General features: G+C 58.8%; 15 protein-coding genes. 6 read left to right on the top strand and 9 right to left on the bottom strand.

What is annotated here, in order from left to right:
* Nucleotides 1–391 precede the first annotated feature (391 nt).
* From ACOQFT_RS07670 to ACOQFT_RS07660, 3 genes are all read right to left on the bottom strand, one after another.
* Nucleotides 392–1576 (bottom strand): aminotransferase class I/II-fold pyridoxal phosphate-dependent enzyme, encoded by a 1185-nt coding sequence (locus ACOQFT_RS07670; protein WP_421597351.1) that lies wholly within the window; start codon nt 1574–1576, stop codon nt 392–394.
* Nucleotides 1577–1935: 359 nt separating this feature from the next.
* Nucleotides 1936–5253, bottom strand: a complete 3318-nt coding sequence (locus tag ACOQFT_RS07665; RefSeq protein WP_421597350.1) for an ATP-binding protein — start codon at nt 5251–5253, stop codon at nt 1936–1938.
* A gap of 284 nt (nt 5254–5537) precedes the next feature.
* Nucleotides 5538–6008 carry an aminoacyl-tRNA deacylase gene (locus ACOQFT_RS07660; RefSeq protein WP_421597349.1) on the bottom strand — a complete coding sequence of 157 codons (471 nt, stop codon included), beginning with the start codon at nt 6006–6008 and terminating at the stop codon, nt 5538–5540.
* 260 nt (nt 6009–6268) lie between these two features.
* Between ACOQFT_RS07660 and ACOQFT_RS07655 the strand changes: the two genes are divergently transcribed.
* Nucleotides 6269–7237, top strand: coding sequence for a formylglycine-generating enzyme family protein (locus ACOQFT_RS07655; RefSeq protein ID WP_421597348.1), 969 nt, complete (start codon nt 6269–6271; stop codon nt 7235–7237).
* A gap of 67 nt (nt 7238–7304) precedes the next feature.
* Here the strand turns inward: ACOQFT_RS07655 and ACOQFT_RS07650 are convergent, their stop codons facing one another.
* From ACOQFT_RS07650 to ACOQFT_RS07625, 6 genes are read right to left on the bottom strand one after another with little or no spacing between them, the layout of a single operon-like run.
* The gene (locus ACOQFT_RS07650) at nt 7305–7688 is read right to left on the bottom strand and encodes a carboxymuconolactone decarboxylase family protein (RefSeq protein WP_421597347.1); all 384 of its coding nucleotides are present in this window, start codon (nt 7686–7688) and stop codon (nt 7305–7307) included.
* 17 nt (nt 7689–7705) lie between these two features.
* On the bottom strand, nt 7706–8035 hold the full coding sequence (locus ACOQFT_RS07645) for a hypothetical protein (RefSeq protein WP_421597346.1): 330 nt from the start codon (nt 8033–8035) through the stop codon (nt 7706–7708).
* Nucleotides 8029–8445, bottom strand: a complete 417-nt coding sequence (locus ACOQFT_RS07640; RefSeq protein ID WP_421597345.1) for a hypothetical protein — start codon at nt 8443–8445, stop codon at nt 8029–8031. The genes ACOQFT_RS07645 and ACOQFT_RS07640 overlap by 7 nt, the downstream gene beginning before the upstream one ends.
* 18 nt (nt 8446–8463) lie before the next feature.
* Complete coding sequence (locus tag ACOQFT_RS07635) at nt 8464–9282, bottom strand: hypothetical protein (RefSeq protein ID WP_421597344.1); 819 nt, start codon at nt 9280–9282, stop codon at nt 8464–8466.
* A 16-nt stretch (nt 9283–9298) separates the two neighbouring features.
* Complete coding sequence (locus ACOQFT_RS07630; RefSeq protein ID WP_421597343.1) at nt 9299–10390, bottom strand: aromatic ring-hydroxylating oxygenase subunit alpha; 1092 nt, start codon at nt 10388–10390, stop codon at nt 9299–9301.
* Entirely contained in the window at nt 10387–11274 is an 888-nt protein-coding gene (locus tag ACOQFT_RS07625; RefSeq protein ID WP_421597342.1) for a MurR/RpiR family transcriptional regulator, read from the bottom strand. Before ACOQFT_RS07625 ends, ACOQFT_RS07630 begins: the two co-directional genes overlap by 4 nt.
* A 68-nt stretch (nt 11275–11342) precedes the next feature.
* On the opposite strand from ACOQFT_RS07625, the gene ACOQFT_RS07620 reads away from it, so the two are divergent.
* The 5 genes from ACOQFT_RS07620 to ACOQFT_RS07600 are packed head-to-tail and all read left to right on the top strand — an operon-like array spanning nt 11343 to nt 16969.
* Complete coding sequence (locus ACOQFT_RS07620) at nt 11343–13796, top strand: FAD-dependent oxidoreductase (protein ID WP_421597341.1); 2454 nt, start codon at nt 11343–11345, stop codon at nt 13794–13796.
* Entirely contained in the window at nt 13796–14878 is a 1083-nt protein-coding gene (locus ACOQFT_RS07615) for an alcohol dehydrogenase family protein (RefSeq protein WP_421597340.1), read from the top strand. The genes ACOQFT_RS07620 and ACOQFT_RS07615 overlap by 1 nt, the downstream gene beginning before the upstream one ends.
* Nucleotides 14875–15453, top strand: coding sequence for a dimethylsulfonioproprionate lyase family protein (locus tag ACOQFT_RS07610; RefSeq protein WP_421597339.1), 579 nt, complete (start codon nt 14875–14877; stop codon nt 15451–15453). Before ACOQFT_RS07615 ends, ACOQFT_RS07610 begins: the two co-directional genes overlap by 4 nt.
* Nucleotides 15450–15860 carry a hypothetical protein gene (locus ACOQFT_RS07605; protein WP_421597338.1) on the top strand — a complete coding sequence of 137 codons (411 nt, stop codon included), beginning with the start codon at nt 15450–15452 and terminating at the stop codon, nt 15858–15860. Before ACOQFT_RS07610 ends, ACOQFT_RS07605 begins: the two co-directional genes overlap by 4 nt.
* Nucleotides 15857–16969 carry a mandelate racemase/muconate lactonizing enzyme family protein gene (locus ACOQFT_RS07600; protein ID WP_421597337.1) on the top strand — a complete coding sequence of 371 codons (1113 nt, stop codon included), beginning with the start codon at nt 15857–15859 and terminating at the stop codon, nt 16967–16969. Before ACOQFT_RS07605 ends, ACOQFT_RS07600 begins: the two co-directional genes overlap by 4 nt.
* Nucleotides 16970–17011 lie beyond the last annotated feature (42 nt).

Below are 17011 nucleotides of genomic sequence, written 5' to 3'. Positions count from 1 at the left end.
CCAAGTTAGCTCGGACAAGTTGCAATCGAGTGCCCGAGATTGCCTTAAGGTCGCAGGATGCTTCTAAGGCCAGCCAAAGAGATGGAAGAAGGACGCGTAGTCCTGACAGTGTGTCCTATAGTTCGCCAAAGTGAAAATCCTACTCCCGCAACCAGCGTCGGAATACCTCAAAAGCAGCCCGTTCAGACCACAATTGATCCCCCGGATCAATTGCTTAACGTCTTCACCTCATCAGGCTCATAACCCCAAGGTCAGAGGTTCAAATCCTCTCCCCGCAACCAATATCACAAAAAAAACATCCGATCCTCAAACAGGCCACCGATCCGTTCGATTATGCGCAATGAAGCAGACACTTAATCGAGATGCCAATAACGCGTTCGGATGCCAGCTGTCATTCCAACATTTGGTTTGCGGTCGCCTGAAATGCAGGCAATGCATTTTCTATCATTTCGTCAGTAGCAGTAAGGCAAATACGAAAATCCGTAGGCCGGTCGAAAACTGTTCCTGGCATCACATAGACACCACGCTTTTGAAGGCACTCAGCAAAGGCATCGCTGTCACCGCCCGGGGCTCGTCCCCATAGATAGAAGGTGCCTTCTGGCCTTGTCATCCTGTATCCCCATTGGTCAAGAGCGCCAAGCATACGCTTACGTCGGTGAGCCAGGGCGGCAATGTCGATTGAAACATTTTCAAGGTCCGGCAGCGCATAGATCAATGGAGCGTCCGGAACATTCCAACCATCTGCCATCTGCACGGGAAACCGCAGGGTTTGAAGCTCTCGTCGTTCGGCCGCAGGCAAGATTGGAGAGATCGCAAGATAACCAAGGCGTAGACCGGGTGCGAGAAGAATTTTCCCATAGGAATAGTCTATCAGTGTGTGTGGATAGACCGCGGCTGGTGTCGTAAAGCCAATACCGTCAAACCGAATGCGGCGGTAGGGTTCGTCAGATAATATCCAGATCCGATGACCAATCTCAGCTGACTTAACCTCGAGCAGGTCGGCGAGCTTTTGCAGATCAGAACGCGAGTAAATGCGACCTGTCGGGTTGTGAGGCGTATTGACAACCACGATCTTGGTGCGCGGGGTAATGGCGCCGGCGATAGCCTCCAGGTCCAGGTCAAAACTGTCCGGTTCCAGAGGCACTTGCACCTCTTTGGCGTCGGCAGCGGCGAGCATCGGCCCGTAGCAGAACCAACCCGGCAGCGGCACGATGCATTCGTCTCCGGGCTCAAGAAGCATGGTGAAACACATCTTGATGGCCCCAAAGGCGCCTTTGGTCAACGCGATGTCTTCCGCCTCGAACGGAAGCCCCAACTCCTTGGACAAGGCGTCTGCCAGAAAGGCGCACGGGTCTGCTTCGTTGGTCTTATACGCGAACCAGTCCACACTCTGAGGATTGGCATGTGTCTTCAGCGCATCGACGACACTGGGCAAAGGCATTTCGTGCGGATTGCCAAAGGTGAAATCTGCGACAGCCGGCGTTTCCTTCACCGCAGCATTGTAGGTTGTAAAGAAGGCTTCGACTTTCCGGATGGAATGCGCAGCAGTGTTTGCACGGCGGGCAGTCATGGACATTGAACTCTCCTTACAAGATGTCGGCCCTGTAACCACAGAACGAACACTGTATTGGCGAACAGAATATAGATACCCGATTCACAACATTTTGCAGCCTTTTTCCCCATTTGACTTGTGCGACTGCAAAGACCGGCCGTGAAACTGTTTCTATTTTTGTCTCGGAACCGGCACCCATATCAGTGACCGGCAACGTCTAAGGCGCAGGAAGAACAGGAACCGTTATCCTGACAAACACGCAAAGTGCAGAGCCAGAAAGCCAAACCACTCTCGCCCAAACAACGTCCAATCCAAAAACGATAAACCAAACCGTTTGCCTGGTTGCATTCGATCGTTCCAGGTGTCACGCGGGACTTTGAGTTTCACCTCGCAGTTATCTCATCAAGCAAGTCACGGGCAGCGATTACATCTGTCGTATGTTCGCCTCCTGCAATTGCTTTCAAGGCGGTACTTAGTAGGGAAGGGGCGGCAGACGATGCGAAATTCTTGCATTGCCTAAAGTAGTCTACCGCAGTTCGAAGCTCGAACATCCCTGCTTGCTGTCGCCGTGCAGTTTCCAACGCGTCACGAAACTCTGCTTCGGCAGGCCCGTTCCCGGAAAGCGCCAGCGCGTAGACCCGGTCCGTTTCAGCTTGTGCCCAACCTTCATTCGTCAGGCCTTGGTGTCTGCGCGCTTGGTCCAGCAATTCCAGGGCACCTTCCCGATCACCTGATTCAAGGGTGAGTTCGGCAATCAACGTCAGAAAGAACGGCTTATAGTTCCCTGCGCCACTGGCCCACCAGGCTTCGGCCGCATTTCGCAGCGCCCGGATCGTGGTCTGGTTGGGCGAAACAAAGGCATCCACCCAACTGCGCCACAGGGCTGCGGTCACGGACATGAACGTGAATGAGTGTTTTGAGGCCAGATCCTCAAGTTGATCCACACGTTTGATGACCTGATCGGGTTCGCGGCGCAGAAGATGCAACATGCACAGGTAGGTCAGTGATTGGGCGATGCTATGGGCATGCTCAAGCTCTTGAGCGGCCGCAACCGCTTGTATTTGGACCTCAAGTGCTTTGTCCGGGGCGCCGCGCATCCAAATGGCCAGGCTCAGAAAGCACGAGGTGATTGCTGCGTGGTCCGACCCATAAATAAAAGCCAGATGCCCATCCCGTTCCCGGTTGTAGAGTTCGAGCGCCTGTTTCAAATGCGCGTAGGCTGGGTTCAGTTCGCCAATGTGAAACAGCACGGCCCCCATCGCGCGGTGGGCCACCATCTGATGCTGCGTTTCACCGGTCGTTCCGGCCAATTTCAGCAGTTGACCGGCGACATCCCTTGCCAGATCGTATTCAGCACGCACCAGGTGAAACGAATACAAACCGTTCAAAACCGGGAACAAATGCCCGGTTTCCTCGACGCGCTCACACAGGTCGCGAATTCGCTCGTAGACAGAGCCGGTTTCATCGGCGGCTATTCCGGCCGTTGATCGCAGAACACCTGCTCTGAGAACCTGTATCTCGATTTCTTTTCGGTCACGGTCGTTGCTGTGGCTTTGCTTGCGCAACTGCTCGATCGCCAGGGAAAGCTGTGTGTTTGCTTCGATGTTCGCCGAACGTTTGACCGCGCTCTGACCAGCGAGGTAGCGGCAGTCGATTGCCTGCTTGCCCATTCCGGCCATCGTGTAGTGATGCGCCAGGATTTCCGGACTGGCATCCCCGACGTGAGGGGCTTCCTGATCAAGCGACTCGGCAACCCGCGCATGCAGGACGCGACGCTCGCTTTTCAACAGGCTGTTGTAGGCCGTGTCTCGAATAAGGGCGTGACGATAGCTGAAGGTTTCCAGGCCTTCTGTTGCGGCGGTCGTGACAATGCCGGCGTCAACCAAAAGCTCTAGACTGGACCGCAATGCCTTTTCGCCAAGGTGCGAGACTTCGGCGATCAGCGGATAGGAAAACTGAGGTCCGATGACCGCGCCGATCTGGGCCACTTCCTTGGCCGAACTCAGCCGGTCTAGGCGCGCCATCAACGCATCATGCAATGTGCTGGGAACCGGGCTTGCCTGAGAGGACGTACCAACCGGGTGAGTATTCCCGCCTTGGGTCAAGGCGCCTGATTCCAAAAGGTCTTTAGTCACTTCTTCCACGAAAAGCGGAACGCCATCTGATTTGGCTGCGATCAATTCATACATCGCGTCCGAGATTGGCTGACCTTGCGCAACCTCATCCACAATACGTTTGACCTGGTGGAAATCCAGTTGCCTCAGGACAACTTTCGTGAGGTTGGATTGCAGCGCCCAGCCCGGGTCGAATTCGGGCCTGAATGTCATCACCACCAGCACGGGAAGGTCCCGAATCCGATCCACGATCCGGTCCAGAAGCAACTTGGTTGTCGGATCAACCCAATGCGCATCCTCGAACAAGAGCAGCACCGGTTCTTCCATTGCCAGAGCTGCCAGTTTTTCCAGCAACATTGCCAGCGTCTGATCCATGATTTGCTGAGGCGGCAGATCCAATGGCCCTAATTGGTCCTCGAATGGAACCGAAAGAAGGGACGCTGCCAACTTCAATATGTCATCGGCTGGATCACCCAGAACCGAGGAAATCTTTGCAAGCTTGGTTTCGTTTGAATCGTCGGGGCGAAATCCTGCGGCGCTCTCGAATTGGCGAATGACAGGGTAAAACGCACTCGCAAAATGATAGGGCGAACACTGGTATCGAATTTGAGTATGCGACGCCCCCGAACTGTTTTGGCGCAGCTCTTCAACCAGCCGAGATTTGCCAATTCCCGGCTCACCCGACACCAGAACAACCTGCCCCTGACCACCACTGGCCAGCTTCCACTTTTCGTTCAGGGTCTCGTATTCGGCAGCACGGCCAACCAAAGGGTTAAGTAAGGCATCGTCCAACGCCATGAAGCGGCTGACCGTTTCCCGCGCGCCGGTTACTTGCCAGGCTTCGACCTCTTTCGCAAAACCCTTGAGCTTGAAGGCGCCGCGTAAAACGTATTCGAATGCGTCCCCTGCCAGCTGATGGGTGCTGGGGGCGATAATAAGCGTACCAGGGTCCGCCATGGCCTGAAGACGCGCCGCCAGATTTGGTGTCTCGCCCATTGCTGTGCCGTCCTCGAACATCTTTTCGCCGCGCAAATCGCCGACCACAACCAGCCCGGTCGCGATCCCTATTCGGACGTTCAGTTTCGCATGGGTGCGGATGTCCGGAATTTCCTTGATGATCCGCAGGCCCGCACGCACCGCCCGCTCGGGATCATCTTCGTGGGCATGGGGAAATCCGAAAAAGACCATGATCCCGTCGCCGTAATAGCTTGCGATGTGACCATCAAATGCAGCAACAGACGCCGCACATGTTTCCTTGAAAAGCCGCAGAACTTCGGCCAGGTCTTCCGGATCGACACGCTGGGATATTTCGGTGGACCCAACCAGGTCGATAAACATGACGGTAAGTTGCCGGCGCTCTGCGACAATGGCGGGGCCCGGTGCTGTGTGTTGCGGGCGTCGCCCGTCCTCGGCGCCAGCACGAACTGCTTTCAAGAAACGCCGTCTCGGACCCAGAGGAAGCCCGATCGTGACAAGGTCCTCGTCGGTCAACTCTGTCAGATCGCCGAGTTCAATTTCGTGCTTTTCAAAGGCCCCTGCGTATTTGGACAATCCGTGATTTTCCAACCAGACCGCGATATCGGACATATTTGATCGTTTCGCTTGCTGTTTTCGGCAGAACCGTCATCTGCACCCCAACAGCGCGCATCCCCCTGTTTACTTGGTCTGTGCAGAACACACCGTGCCGGAGTATCCAGTCCTTTTTCTCAATGAAGTACGCCGATCCGGTTTTGGTCAAGGGGTTCATGGCGCTTTACCGGGCTGGGCCGCCAACAATTCTGTGACCTTTCTGGGCTTGGCGCAAACGCAAACCGCTTTGTTGAACCTAACCGAATAGGCCCAAGACCCGTCTGCCAGATTTCGTCCGATACCTAGTGCATACAGCAGAAGGCCCCGTGCGGGGCGTCTTTCATCAATGTATCGAAATCCTTGCCGCGCATCTCGACCAGTGTTTTGTGGTCACCTGCTTCGAACCAGATCTTGTCCAGCCCGGTCAGGCTGTTGTCGACGACGGTCGGCAGATCGTAGGCTTCGCCCACAGGCGGCACCGCACCGAGGGCGCAATCATCGAACAGACCATCCATTTCAGATTCCGGCGCCAAGCCAAGACGCCGATTCATCATCGATTGCAGTGCGGTCAGGTCAATCTGATGATTGCTGGGCAGAACCGCGAGCAAGGGGCCTTCCTCCATATGGATCAGAACCGATTTGGCGAGGTGGTCACCGGGGACATGCGCCGCTTCGGCGCATTCGGCTGCGGTTGCGGCATAAGGATGGGGAACGGTTTCAAACGGAAGCCCTTGGGCATCCAGATGATGTTTCAGACGAGTCGCAATGGTCATTTAGCCCTCCGTATCATCGAAGGCGTCCCGGTCGCGAAACGTGTGACGGTGCGCAACTAGGGCGCAAGTGTGTGTGAGCCCATATTGTGCGCCCATTAGCCGGATCGGGCAAGGGGGCGGAGCGGTGATCGGCTGGAACAGATCAGACCGTCTTGACAACATGCTGTTTGAAAACCAAGAAAAATTCGCAGTGTCGGGAAATCTGTTGTCGTCCGCCCGTTCCAGACATCATCAGGTATTTGCGCCAAGGGGTTATTTCCATGAATTACGGTTTTCTGGGCATCTGGTTTCTGTTGTCGATCCTCACGACACCAGCGCAGGCGCAGTACCGGATTGCCGATGGAACACAGGTAGACGATCTGGAGATGTTTCAGGAATGCGACGTCTGCCCTGAGATGATCGTCCTGCCCCTTGGTGAGTTTACGATGGGTGGTCCAATCGGCGACTCGATAAACGGGTTGGTTATCCTTGATGGCAAGTTGGCTATGGTTGAGGTCGGGCACCCGGCCATTGGTGCCGACGAACGTCCTCTGCATCGTGTTGAGATTGATATACCCATCGCCATGGGGCGTAACGAAATCACTTATGATCAGTGGATGGCTTGCGTCAATGATGGCGGGTGTGGTGGGCATGTTCCCGAAAATATCATCTTACATCTCAATGACGCCGGGAAGCATGTCGAAACCCCTGTGCACGGCAATCACCCGGTTGTTGATGTGTCTTATTGGGATACGCTGGCATATATTGAATGGCTCAACGAAAAGGCTGGGACTGATGCCTACCGGCTACCGTCAGAGGCCGAGTGGGAATATGCGGCGCGCGCGGGTACTCAGACACGTTTCGCGCAAGGGGATGAACTAACATCAGATCAGGCAAATTTCTTCGGCCTTGGAACCGAGCAAATGAGCGGAGTTCCCCGTCCCGATTTGCTCTCGCGGAGGGTTCCAGTCCCGGTGGACGAGTTGGACGCGGCTAACGCCTGGGACGTCCGACATATGTCCGGCAACGTTATTGAACAAACACGATCGTGCTACACGAAAGACTACGCTGGTTGGACCACATCCAGTGAGTGGTTGCTACAAAGTGAAACAGAGAGTTGCAAGCGCGTTTCCCGTGGAGGCGCGTTCAACACAGGTATGGACTACATCCGCGTAGCCTCCCGAGGTTCGGGGTCCGAAGACCATCGCAGCCAGTATTCCGGCTTTCGTGTTGTTCGGCAAATGAAGTGACATCTTTGCGCTGCGGAACAGGCTGTGAAGTCACCGATGCTGATCCTGCTTCGACCTAGCTGAGGGCCTACCCCGCTTCAATCACTTTTCGCGCAACCCGAAAACACTCCAGCGCCTGGGGCACGCCGCAGTAGATGCCGACCACGTGGATGATGGCGCGGATCTCTTCTTTGGTCACGCCGTTGTTGATCGCGCCTTTGCAGTGAAGCTCCCACTCGTGCATTTTGCCCAGTGCGCCGATCATCGTCAGATTCATCATCGACCGGGTTTTCGCGTCGATCACGTCGTCGCCCCAGCCAAAGCCCCAACACCAGGCGGTCATCGCCTCTTGAAACGGGCGGGTGAAATCATCTGCCGCTGCAAGGTTCTTTTCCACGTATTCGGCGCCCAGAGTGCCTTTGCGTTGTTCCAGCCCTTTGAGGAAAAGGTCTTCGTCGAAAATATCTGCCATGTGGGGTCTCCGGTGCTTCAGCGCGTCAGGCGGTGTTTGTAGAGGTGATCATAATGCGGTTTCATCCGGCGATGCACCTGTTTCACCCGCTCCGGCGCATCGTCGATTTCCACATAGCGGCGGGGCTGCGGTGCAAGGCCCGTTGAATTCGCAAGGTTGGCGTGGAAGGACCCGCCATCCCACCAGCTATGGGCCGAGGGGTCGCCGCCCGCCACCCAACTCAGGGCGTCTTCGATAAAGGGAATGCCGACGGCGTCGCAGAACGCTTGCGTCATGGCGTGCGGGTCTTCCAGCAGATCATCGCTGTCGATCACCGGCGGCGGGGTGCCGTTCAGCGCGGTCAGCAATTCGAACAGGGCGCGTTTACGGGAAAGCCGACCTCGCCCTCGGCAAAATCGGGCCAGCGTTTGAACATCGAAGTGATGGTTTTGGCGGGGTCGCGGATCAGGAAGGCATGGTTGAAATGCGACAGGAACTCGGCATCCCACATGTGGTTGATGTAATGCGGGAAGTCCTTGAGGAAAACCGGCCCCTTTTTTGCACGCGTTTGAATGTCCCGCCACACGCTGTCCAGCGTCAAGCCCGGCGTCGTCACATCGCCCGGCTTGAACCGATGCCACAGCGGGTCTTCGCCCTGGTACCAGGCCTCGCCAAACGGTTCGTGCAGACAATCCAGATCACCACGTTGCCGCATCATCCATTCAAAGGCCGTTGAGGTGGAGCGTGGCAACGCCCAGAGCGCGAGGATTTTGTGCATGGGTTTGGAACCTCCGGGTCAGAGCCGTTTCAAAAGCTGGCCGTGCGGCGTTTCCGGTGACAGGCCAAGCGATTTGAAGATGCGCCAATAGAGCGCGATGTCGTGGTCGATCACCGGCTTGCCAACGGCAGTTTCCAACGCGGCGGCCAGATGCAGCGGGCGCTGTGGCAAGCCATTCGGACCAGTTCGAAAATTGCACATGCCATTGATCAGGATCGCATCGGCCTGCGGGACTTGCTCGGCCACAAATTCAAAGCTCTTGACCGCCAGATCACCGTCAAACACCCAGCGGCACGCGTTGATATCTTCCTGACTGGCAAACCACCCCTGATCGTGGAAATTGCCCGCATAGTGCACATCGAACCCGGCCTCTTGCAGATATCCGACCGTGCCCTGCCACCATTCGGGCCAATGATAGGCGGCGTTCAGCGCGACCTTCTCGACATTCATCTCGCGCAAGGCCTCGATCATGGCGTAACCGGCCATGTGGAATCGGGTGCCGTATTTGTCGGACAGCTCTGCGCAGTGCTGACGCACGCCCTCGACCCCCAACCCGCAGGCGTGGACCCAATTGGACCCGACCTGACCGCAGACATCGACACCGTTACGGGACATACAATGGACGAAATCCTCGAGCATCCCGAAGTTCTGCTTGCGCTGGTCCAGCCCGTGCGCGTAGTCCGGCACATGCAGCATCCAGCCATGCACGCCGACCGTCTCGGGGCAGATGCGTAGAAAATCCGACGGAGCCGCGTCAAAGTCGAAGGGCGGACAGGTGAAGCCGACCTGATGCGGGAACAGCTTGTGTTCGGGTCGCCAGTCTTCGGGCATCAGCATGGGTGGATCACTGCGATCACCCGTCCACCGCCTCGCGCATCCATTGCTGCAGCCGAGCGATCGAGTGTTCCGACATTACACCGCAGCTGGGGTCCAGAACCAGTGGGCCGGGGCGGTAGCCGCGGGATTTCAGGCCGCGATGAACGGACTCGACCAGACGGATATCCTCCTCGACCGTGGTTTCGCGGTCCTGCACGGCCAACTGCCGGATCACCGCACTTTCCGAACCGCCCTCGGTGTACCAGCCGCGCCAGACGGTGCAGTGATCGGCATCATTGGCGCGCCAGTGATAGGTGTTCAGCACATTGCCGGGGTAGCACTGGAACGAGAACATCGGCCACAGGAACCATGACTGGTACTCGCCCGCATGGGGCACTGACAGGTCGATGGGATAGGTCATCTTGTCGAGGCTCTGACACTCGGTCGTGTGTCGCAGGACATAGCCGCCACCCGCATCGGGCTGAATGTCATAGGTCTCGGGCTTGACCACGCCTTCGGAAAAGGTCGGGTGATTGGATGGGCAGTGATAGCATTCCGAGTAATTCTCGATGCTGACTTTCCAGTTGCAGTGTTCCGGAATCTCGACCCATTCCAGCGGTTCCAGATCGTCGATCTGTGGCACGAAGGCGCGGAGTTCCTCGCGCACGCCGGGGTACCATTCGTCCATCGGGGCGGCTTCATCGTCGAGGTTGACGAAGATGAAACCGTGGAACACTTCGGTCCGCACCGAGGTCAGGCAGATGGCGCTGCGGTCGAAGCCGGGGACGGATTTGATGTTCGGTCCGGCGCGCAACTGGCCGGACAGTTCATAGGTCCAGGCGTGGTAGGGGCAGACGACGACGCGGGTGTTGCCCGCGCCGCTGACCATTTCGTGCGCGCGGTGCTGGCAGACGTTGTAGAAGGTGCGGATTTCGCCGTCCCGGCCGCGAATGCAGAACAGGCTTTGCCCGGCGATTTCGAACGCGAAATAGTCGCCGGTTTCCCGCACCTGCGCCACATGGCCCGCGAATTGCCAGGTTCGGGACAGAAGCCCCTGCATTTCCAGCTGAAAAACCGCAGGATCGGTGTAATAGCGCGCGTCCAGCGAGTGCGTCAGCGGTGCGTTCATTCGGGCTCCTCCGCGTAGAGGCCAAGTTGGTAACGGCGTTGGTGAAACCGTTCCACCCGTTCGACGATCTCGTCACTGGATACCGCGATCACGAAAGATAGCAGCGTTTCCAGCAACGCGATGGTCGAGACGGATGACGGGAAGAATTGCGGTGTGTCGGCGGCGACGACAAAGCCGTGATGGGCGTTCAAGATGACCGGACTGGCCGGGCTGTCGGAAATGCCGACAACGGTCAGGCCCTGTTGGCGCGCCAGTTTGATCGCATCGATGACTTCGGTGCGATAGGGGTGGCAGGTGATGGCGATCAGCACGTCCTGCTCATCGGCCCAGGCCAGATCATCCACCGGGGTCGAGCCGGGGCGGGGGATGGCGTGGAACTGTTTCATCCCTGTCGAGGCCAGATAGGTAAAATTGCGTGCGTTCGAATTGTTCACGCCCACGCCCAGCGTGAAGATCTGGCGGCAGTTCCAGATGTCCTCGGCCGCCGCCTTCAGGCGCGCGGCATCGATCCCGGCAAAGGTGTCCTCGATATTGCGGATCGCGGCGCCGACCATATCGGCGTAAAGGCCGCCCAACTCTCCGGACTTGCCGATATCCTGCAACCAGCGGGCGCGGTCGGGAAACGACACGCCGCCCTGCCGAATCGCATCCCGGAACGGGGCGCGGAAATCCTCGTACCCTTCGAACCCCACCTGCCGCGCCATGCGCACGAAAGTGTTGGGTTTGACCTTGGCGGCCTCGGCAATCTCGCGCACGGTGGACACCCCGACATCTGTGGGGTTTTCCAGCACGTAGCGCGCGGCTTTCTGGGCCTCGGGGGTCAGGGCGTCCCATTCGGCGCTGAGGCGGTCAAGAACGGTCGATGATACATTTGTGTCATTCATGATTGACGATGGTACAATTGTGGAATTAGCCTGTCGAGCAGAAAAGCGACTCGGGAAGAGGAAATGTCATGTCCGGGAAGATTTTGCCCACCCACGCGCGCGTGGTCATCGTCGGAGGCGGCGTCATGGGGGTCGGTCTGGCCTATCATCTGGCGAATGAAGGCTGGGGCGCGGATACCGTCCTTTTGGAAAAGGCAGAACTGACCAGCGGCAGCACCTGGCATGCGGCGGGGCAGATCACCCATTCGACCTCCAGCTTCGGGCTGGGCAAATGCGTCGATTACAATATCGGCCTGTATTCAGGTGCGTTGGAGTCTGAGACCGGTCAACCGGTGACATGGCATGGCTGCGGTTCGTTTCGCCTGGCCTATACCGAGGATGAGATGGACTGGTTGCACCACACCCTGTCGGTGGGCCGGTCGCTGGGGTTCAACATCGAATTGGTGGGGCCCGAGAAGGTGGCTGAGCTGCATCCGTTCTACAATCTCGACGGCGTTTTGGGCGCGCTGCACACGCCGGATGACGGCCATGTCGATCCGACCAATGTGACCATGGCGATGGCTGCGGGTGCACGCCAGAAGGGTGTGCAGATCTTCCGCAACTGCCGCGCCACCAACATCACGCAGGCCGAAAATGGCGAGTGGGTGGTCGAGACCGAGATGGGCACCATCACCTGCGAGCATGTGGTGAATGCTGGTGGCACCTATGCGCGGCAGATGGGCGAATGGTCGGGGCTGCAACTGCCGATGACCTCGATGACCCACCACTACTTCGTGACCGAGCCGGTGCCCGAATTCCAGAATCTGGACAAGGAACTGCCGGTAATCCGCGATGACCGCAAGGTCTCGGGCTATATCCGGATGGAGCAGCAGCGCGGGCTGATCGGGATCTACGAGAAAGAGAACCCGAACTCGGTCTGGCATGATCACTGCCCTTGGGAATATGAAAACTGGCTGTTCGACGCGGATTACGACCGGGTGATGCCGTGGCTTGCGGAAAGCCTGAACCGGATGCCGATCTTTGCCAATCTGGGCATTCAGCGCGAGGTGCACGGCGCGATTTCGCACCCGCCGGACGGCAATCCGCTGATCGGGCCCGCGCCGGGTGTGCGGAATTATTGGTGCTGCTGCGGGACGCAGATCGGCATCGGTTGGGGGCCGGGCCTGACCCGCGAACTGGCACGCTGGATGGTGCATGGGGCAGCGGATATCTCGATGCGCGAGTTCGATCCGCGCCGTTTCGGCAGCTATGCGACCAGGGACTGGCAGGTGATCAAGGCCGAGGAAGATTACTGCCTGCGCCACGAAATCCCCTTTCCACATTTCAACCGTTTGGCAGGGCGTCCGATCAAGCCATCGCCGCTGTATGAACTGCTGAAGTCCAAAGGCGCGGTGCATGAAGAGATCTATGGGTTCGAACGCCCCCGCTGGTTCGCGCGGGACGGTGTGAAACAGCGCGATCACTATTCCTTCCGCCGCACCCCCGCCGACGACATGGTCGCGGTCGAGGTCAAAGCGGTGCGCGAGCGTGTCGGTATCATGGATGTCACTGCCTTTACCAAGGTCGAGGTTTCGGGGCCGGACGCCTATGCCTTGCTGGATCGGCTGACCGCCAACCGGATGCCGCAAAAGGTCGGCTCGATCACGCTGACCCATATGCTGAACCGGCGCGGTCGGATCGAGTTGGAGACAACGATCGTCCGCATGGCCGAAGACCGCTTCTATCTCGTCTGTGCCGCCTTCTTCGAACAGCGCCTGCTGGACCACTTGACGCAACAATGCGCGGAAGAGGATGTGCAGATCGCCGCCCTGTCCGCCGAATGGTCGGCCTTGTCGCTGAACGGCCCTCGGTCGCGCGACGTGCTGGCACGCTGCACTGACGCGGATCTGACCAATGCCGGGTTCCGTTGGTTGTGCGCTCAGGAAATCACCATCGCCGGGCATAAAGTCTGGGCCTTCCGCATGTCCTATGCGGGCGAGTTGGGGTGGGAATTGCACATGCCCAACACCGCATGTCTGGATGTCTACAACGCGCTTTGGGCAGCAGGCGAATTGCATGGCATCACCGACTATGGCAGCTTTGCCATGAACGTGATGCGGATGGAGAAGGGTTTCAAGGGTGCGGGCGAGTTGACCAACGAAGTCACTCTGGCCGAGGCGGATGTGCTGCGCTTTGCCCGCACGGACAAGGTCTATCTGGGCAGGGATAAGACTTTGAACACCGACCTGCCGTGGGTCTGCGCCTATCTGGAAATCGAACCGGATGGCGAGATTGACGGCCATGGTGGTGAGGCGGTGATGCTGGACGGGCGTGGCGTAGGGTCTACCGCTTCGGTGGTCTACGGGCATACGGTCGGAAAGATTCTGGCCTTCGCCTATATCAGGCCCGAAGCCGCAACACCCGAAACCGCCCTGCAGGTCGTGATCCACGGCTCGCCCCGCGCCGCCCGCGTGCTGGGCGAGCCGGCCTATGACCCGCAAAGCCTGCTGCCCCGCACAGACACCGCAATGGAGACCGCGTGATGACCCTGCCCGATACGATGAAAGCTATGGTCACGATGGGACATGGCGGTCTGGACCAGATGGTGTTGCACGCCGATTGGCCGCGCCCGGACCCCGCCACCGGAGAGGTGCTGATCAAGGTTGCCGCCTGCGGTCTGAACAACACAGACGTCAACACGCGGTCGGGCTGGTATTCCAAGACCGTTACCGACGCGACCACCGGAGGAGCCTTTGAAGAGGTCGGCGAAGAGGACCCCACATGGGGCGGCGCGCCGATCACCTTCCCGCGCATTCAAGGCGCCGATATCTGCGGCGAAATCGTTGCCGTGGGCGATAACGTGGACCCCGCCCGTATCGGCGAACGTGTCATCACCGATGGCTGGCTGCGCGATCCGTCAGATCCCGGCAACATGGACAAGACCGGCTATTTCGGCTCGGAACGGGACGGTGGTTTCGCGGAATACGCCACAACGCTGGCCGCGAACGCGGTGCCGATTGCGTCCGACCTGTCGGATGCGGAACTGGCGACGTTCTCCTGTTCTTATTCCACCGCCGAAGGCATGCTGACCCGCGCCAATGTCACCGGCAGGGATACCGTTCTGGTGCCCGGCGCCTCGGGCGGTGTCGGTGGTGCACTGGTGCAACTGGCCAAACGGCGCGGTGCCCGTGTGATCGCATTGGCGTCCAAGGCGAAGCATGCCGACGTGGCGGAACTGGGGCCGGACATGATCCTGCCTCGGGCACCCGAAAACCTGCGTGCGGCGCTGGGCGACGAAAAGATCACCGTGGTGGCCGATGTGGTCGGCGGCCCCTATTGGCCGCACCTGATCGACATCCTCGAACGTGGCGGCCGGTACACCTGTTCCGGTGCCATCGCCGGCCCGATGGTCGATTTCGACCTGCGGACCTTTTACCTGCGCGATCTGACCTTCACCGGGTCAACCGTGATCGACCCGCAGGTGATGCGCAACCTCGTGACATATATCGAGGCCGGTGAAATCAAACCCGCCCTCGCCGCGACCTATCCGCTGGAGGAACTGCGCGAGGCGCAAGCCGCCTTCATCGCCAAACAGCACACCGGGAATATTGTGGTGATCCCATGACTTTGGACGACGTATTAGAGGCCGCGCGGCAATTGCATCAGGCGCATCCCGACCTCTCGGCGTTCGGCGCGTGGCCTACGGACCTGACGGCAACCCGATTGCGGCCCAGCCACATTCCCGCGGTTGATCTGGTGCGCGACTTCGATGCGGACGGCAGCGAAACCACCCGCGCCTTGTCCGACGCGATCAGGGCCACTGCCCATTTGGCCCATTGGAAGCTGACCTATACCGAGGAGGAAGTCGGGGCCGATTTACTGCAACGGTACGGGTATTACGAACTGTTTGGTCCGACCGGTCATTTCCACTCGACCCAGTTGCGGGGGTACGTGGCCTATTGGGGGGCGGGTCTGCATTATGACTGGCACAGCCATCAGGCTGAGGAATTGTATCTGACGCTGGCAGGCGGGGCTGTGTTCCGAGTTCCAGGTATTGAGTGCTTTGTAGGGCCGAACAAGACGCGTCACCATGAAAGCTGGCAAAGCCACGCGATGACCACGACCGACCAGCCGATCCTGACCTTTGTCCTTTGGCGGGGCGAAGGCATGGACGATCTGCCACGGATGGATGCCGCATGAAGATCACCCGCATCCACATCTACCAGACCGATCTGCCCTATGTGGGCAGGACCTATGTCTGGGGTACTGGTAATGAGATTGAAAAGGCTACGGCGTTGGTGGTTGCGATCGATACCGGCGCCGGATTGCAGGACTGTGATAAGTTCACACCCTGCGGCGAGAACTTCATGGTTGCTCATTCCGAGGGCAGGGCGGCGCTGGCCCGCCTGGTGGCGCATTTTGCGGCCTGGACGCCGCCCGATTTCCTGCAGAACACCACCGACCTGATGAATTACAAAACCCGTTCCACCGGAATAGGCGGCCCGGTGTCGCGGGATGGCAAGCTTTACGCCCCGGACACGCCAGGATTGGGCGTAACCCCGGATTTCGAAAGCCTCGGCGCGCCGGTGGCGGAGTATGACCTATGAAAATCAAGACTACCACAGTTTTCCAAGTCGATCTGCCGCTGGAGCATCCCTATTGGCTGTCCGGCGGGCGGCTGAAATTCGAAACGCTCGACGCGACGGTGGTGAAAATCGAAACCGATACCGGCCTGATTGGCTGGGGCGAGGGCACCCCATGGGGCCATACCTATGTGCCTGCGCATGGGCCGGGCATCCGCGCCGGGATTGAAACGATGGCACCGTTCCTGCTCGGCCTCGATCCTCGCAAGGTGCTGAATGTGGAACGCGCAATGGATCTTGCGCTGCCTGGGCATCTTTATGCCAAAAGCCCGATCGACATGGCCTGCTGGGATATCGCGGGGCAGGCGGTGGGCCTGCCGATTGCCGATCTGATGGGCGGAGGGTCCCGCACCCCGCGCCCGATTGCTTCGTCGGTTGGCGCAAAAACCATCGACGAAACTCGCGAGGTGATGGACCGCTATCGCAGCCGGGGCTACATCGCCCATTCGGTGAAGATCGGCGGCGATGTGGAACGCGACATCGCCCGCATCCGCGACGTTGAGAGCATTCGGCTTCCGGGTGAGATCGTCCTCTACGACGTGAACCGGGGCTGGACCCGGCAACAGGCCCTGCGGGTGATGAGCGCCTGCGAGGACCTGAACGTGATGTTCGAACAACCCTGCGAGACACTGGACGATATCGCCGCGATCTCTGACCGTCATGCTTCGCCCGTGTCGGTCGATGAAAGCCTCGTCACCCTGCAGGACGCCGCCCGCATTGCCCGCGATGGCCTGGCCGAGGTGTTCGGGATCAAGCTGAATCGCATCGGCGGCCTGACCAAGGCGGCACGGATGCGGGATATCGCGCTGGCGCATGGGATCGACATGTTCGTTATGGCGACCGGAGGTTCGGTTCTGGCCGATACCGAGGCGCTGCATCTGGCCGCAACAATCCCGGATGGCAATTGCCACGCGGTCTGGGCCTGTCAGGACATGATCACCGTCGATATCGCCGGTGGTCGCGGGCCGCGCAACATCAATGGACACCTGCACCTGCCGGAAACGCCCGGCCTTGGCGTGCATCCTGACGAAGACAAATTGGGCTCGCCAATTGCAACCTACGAGGCCCCATGATGATCCGCCTCTTCATCTGGCCAAAAATATCCCGGGGAGTGA

This window comes from Ruegeria sp. MALMAid1280, assembly GCF_049195285.1.
In the GTDB taxonomy this organism is placed as follows: Bacteria; Pseudomonadota; Alphaproteobacteria; order Rhodobacterales; family Rhodobacteraceae; genus Ruegeria.
The sequence above is the reverse complement of the archived record's forward strand: the minus strand, read 5'-3'. Positions and strand labels throughout refer to the sequence as shown.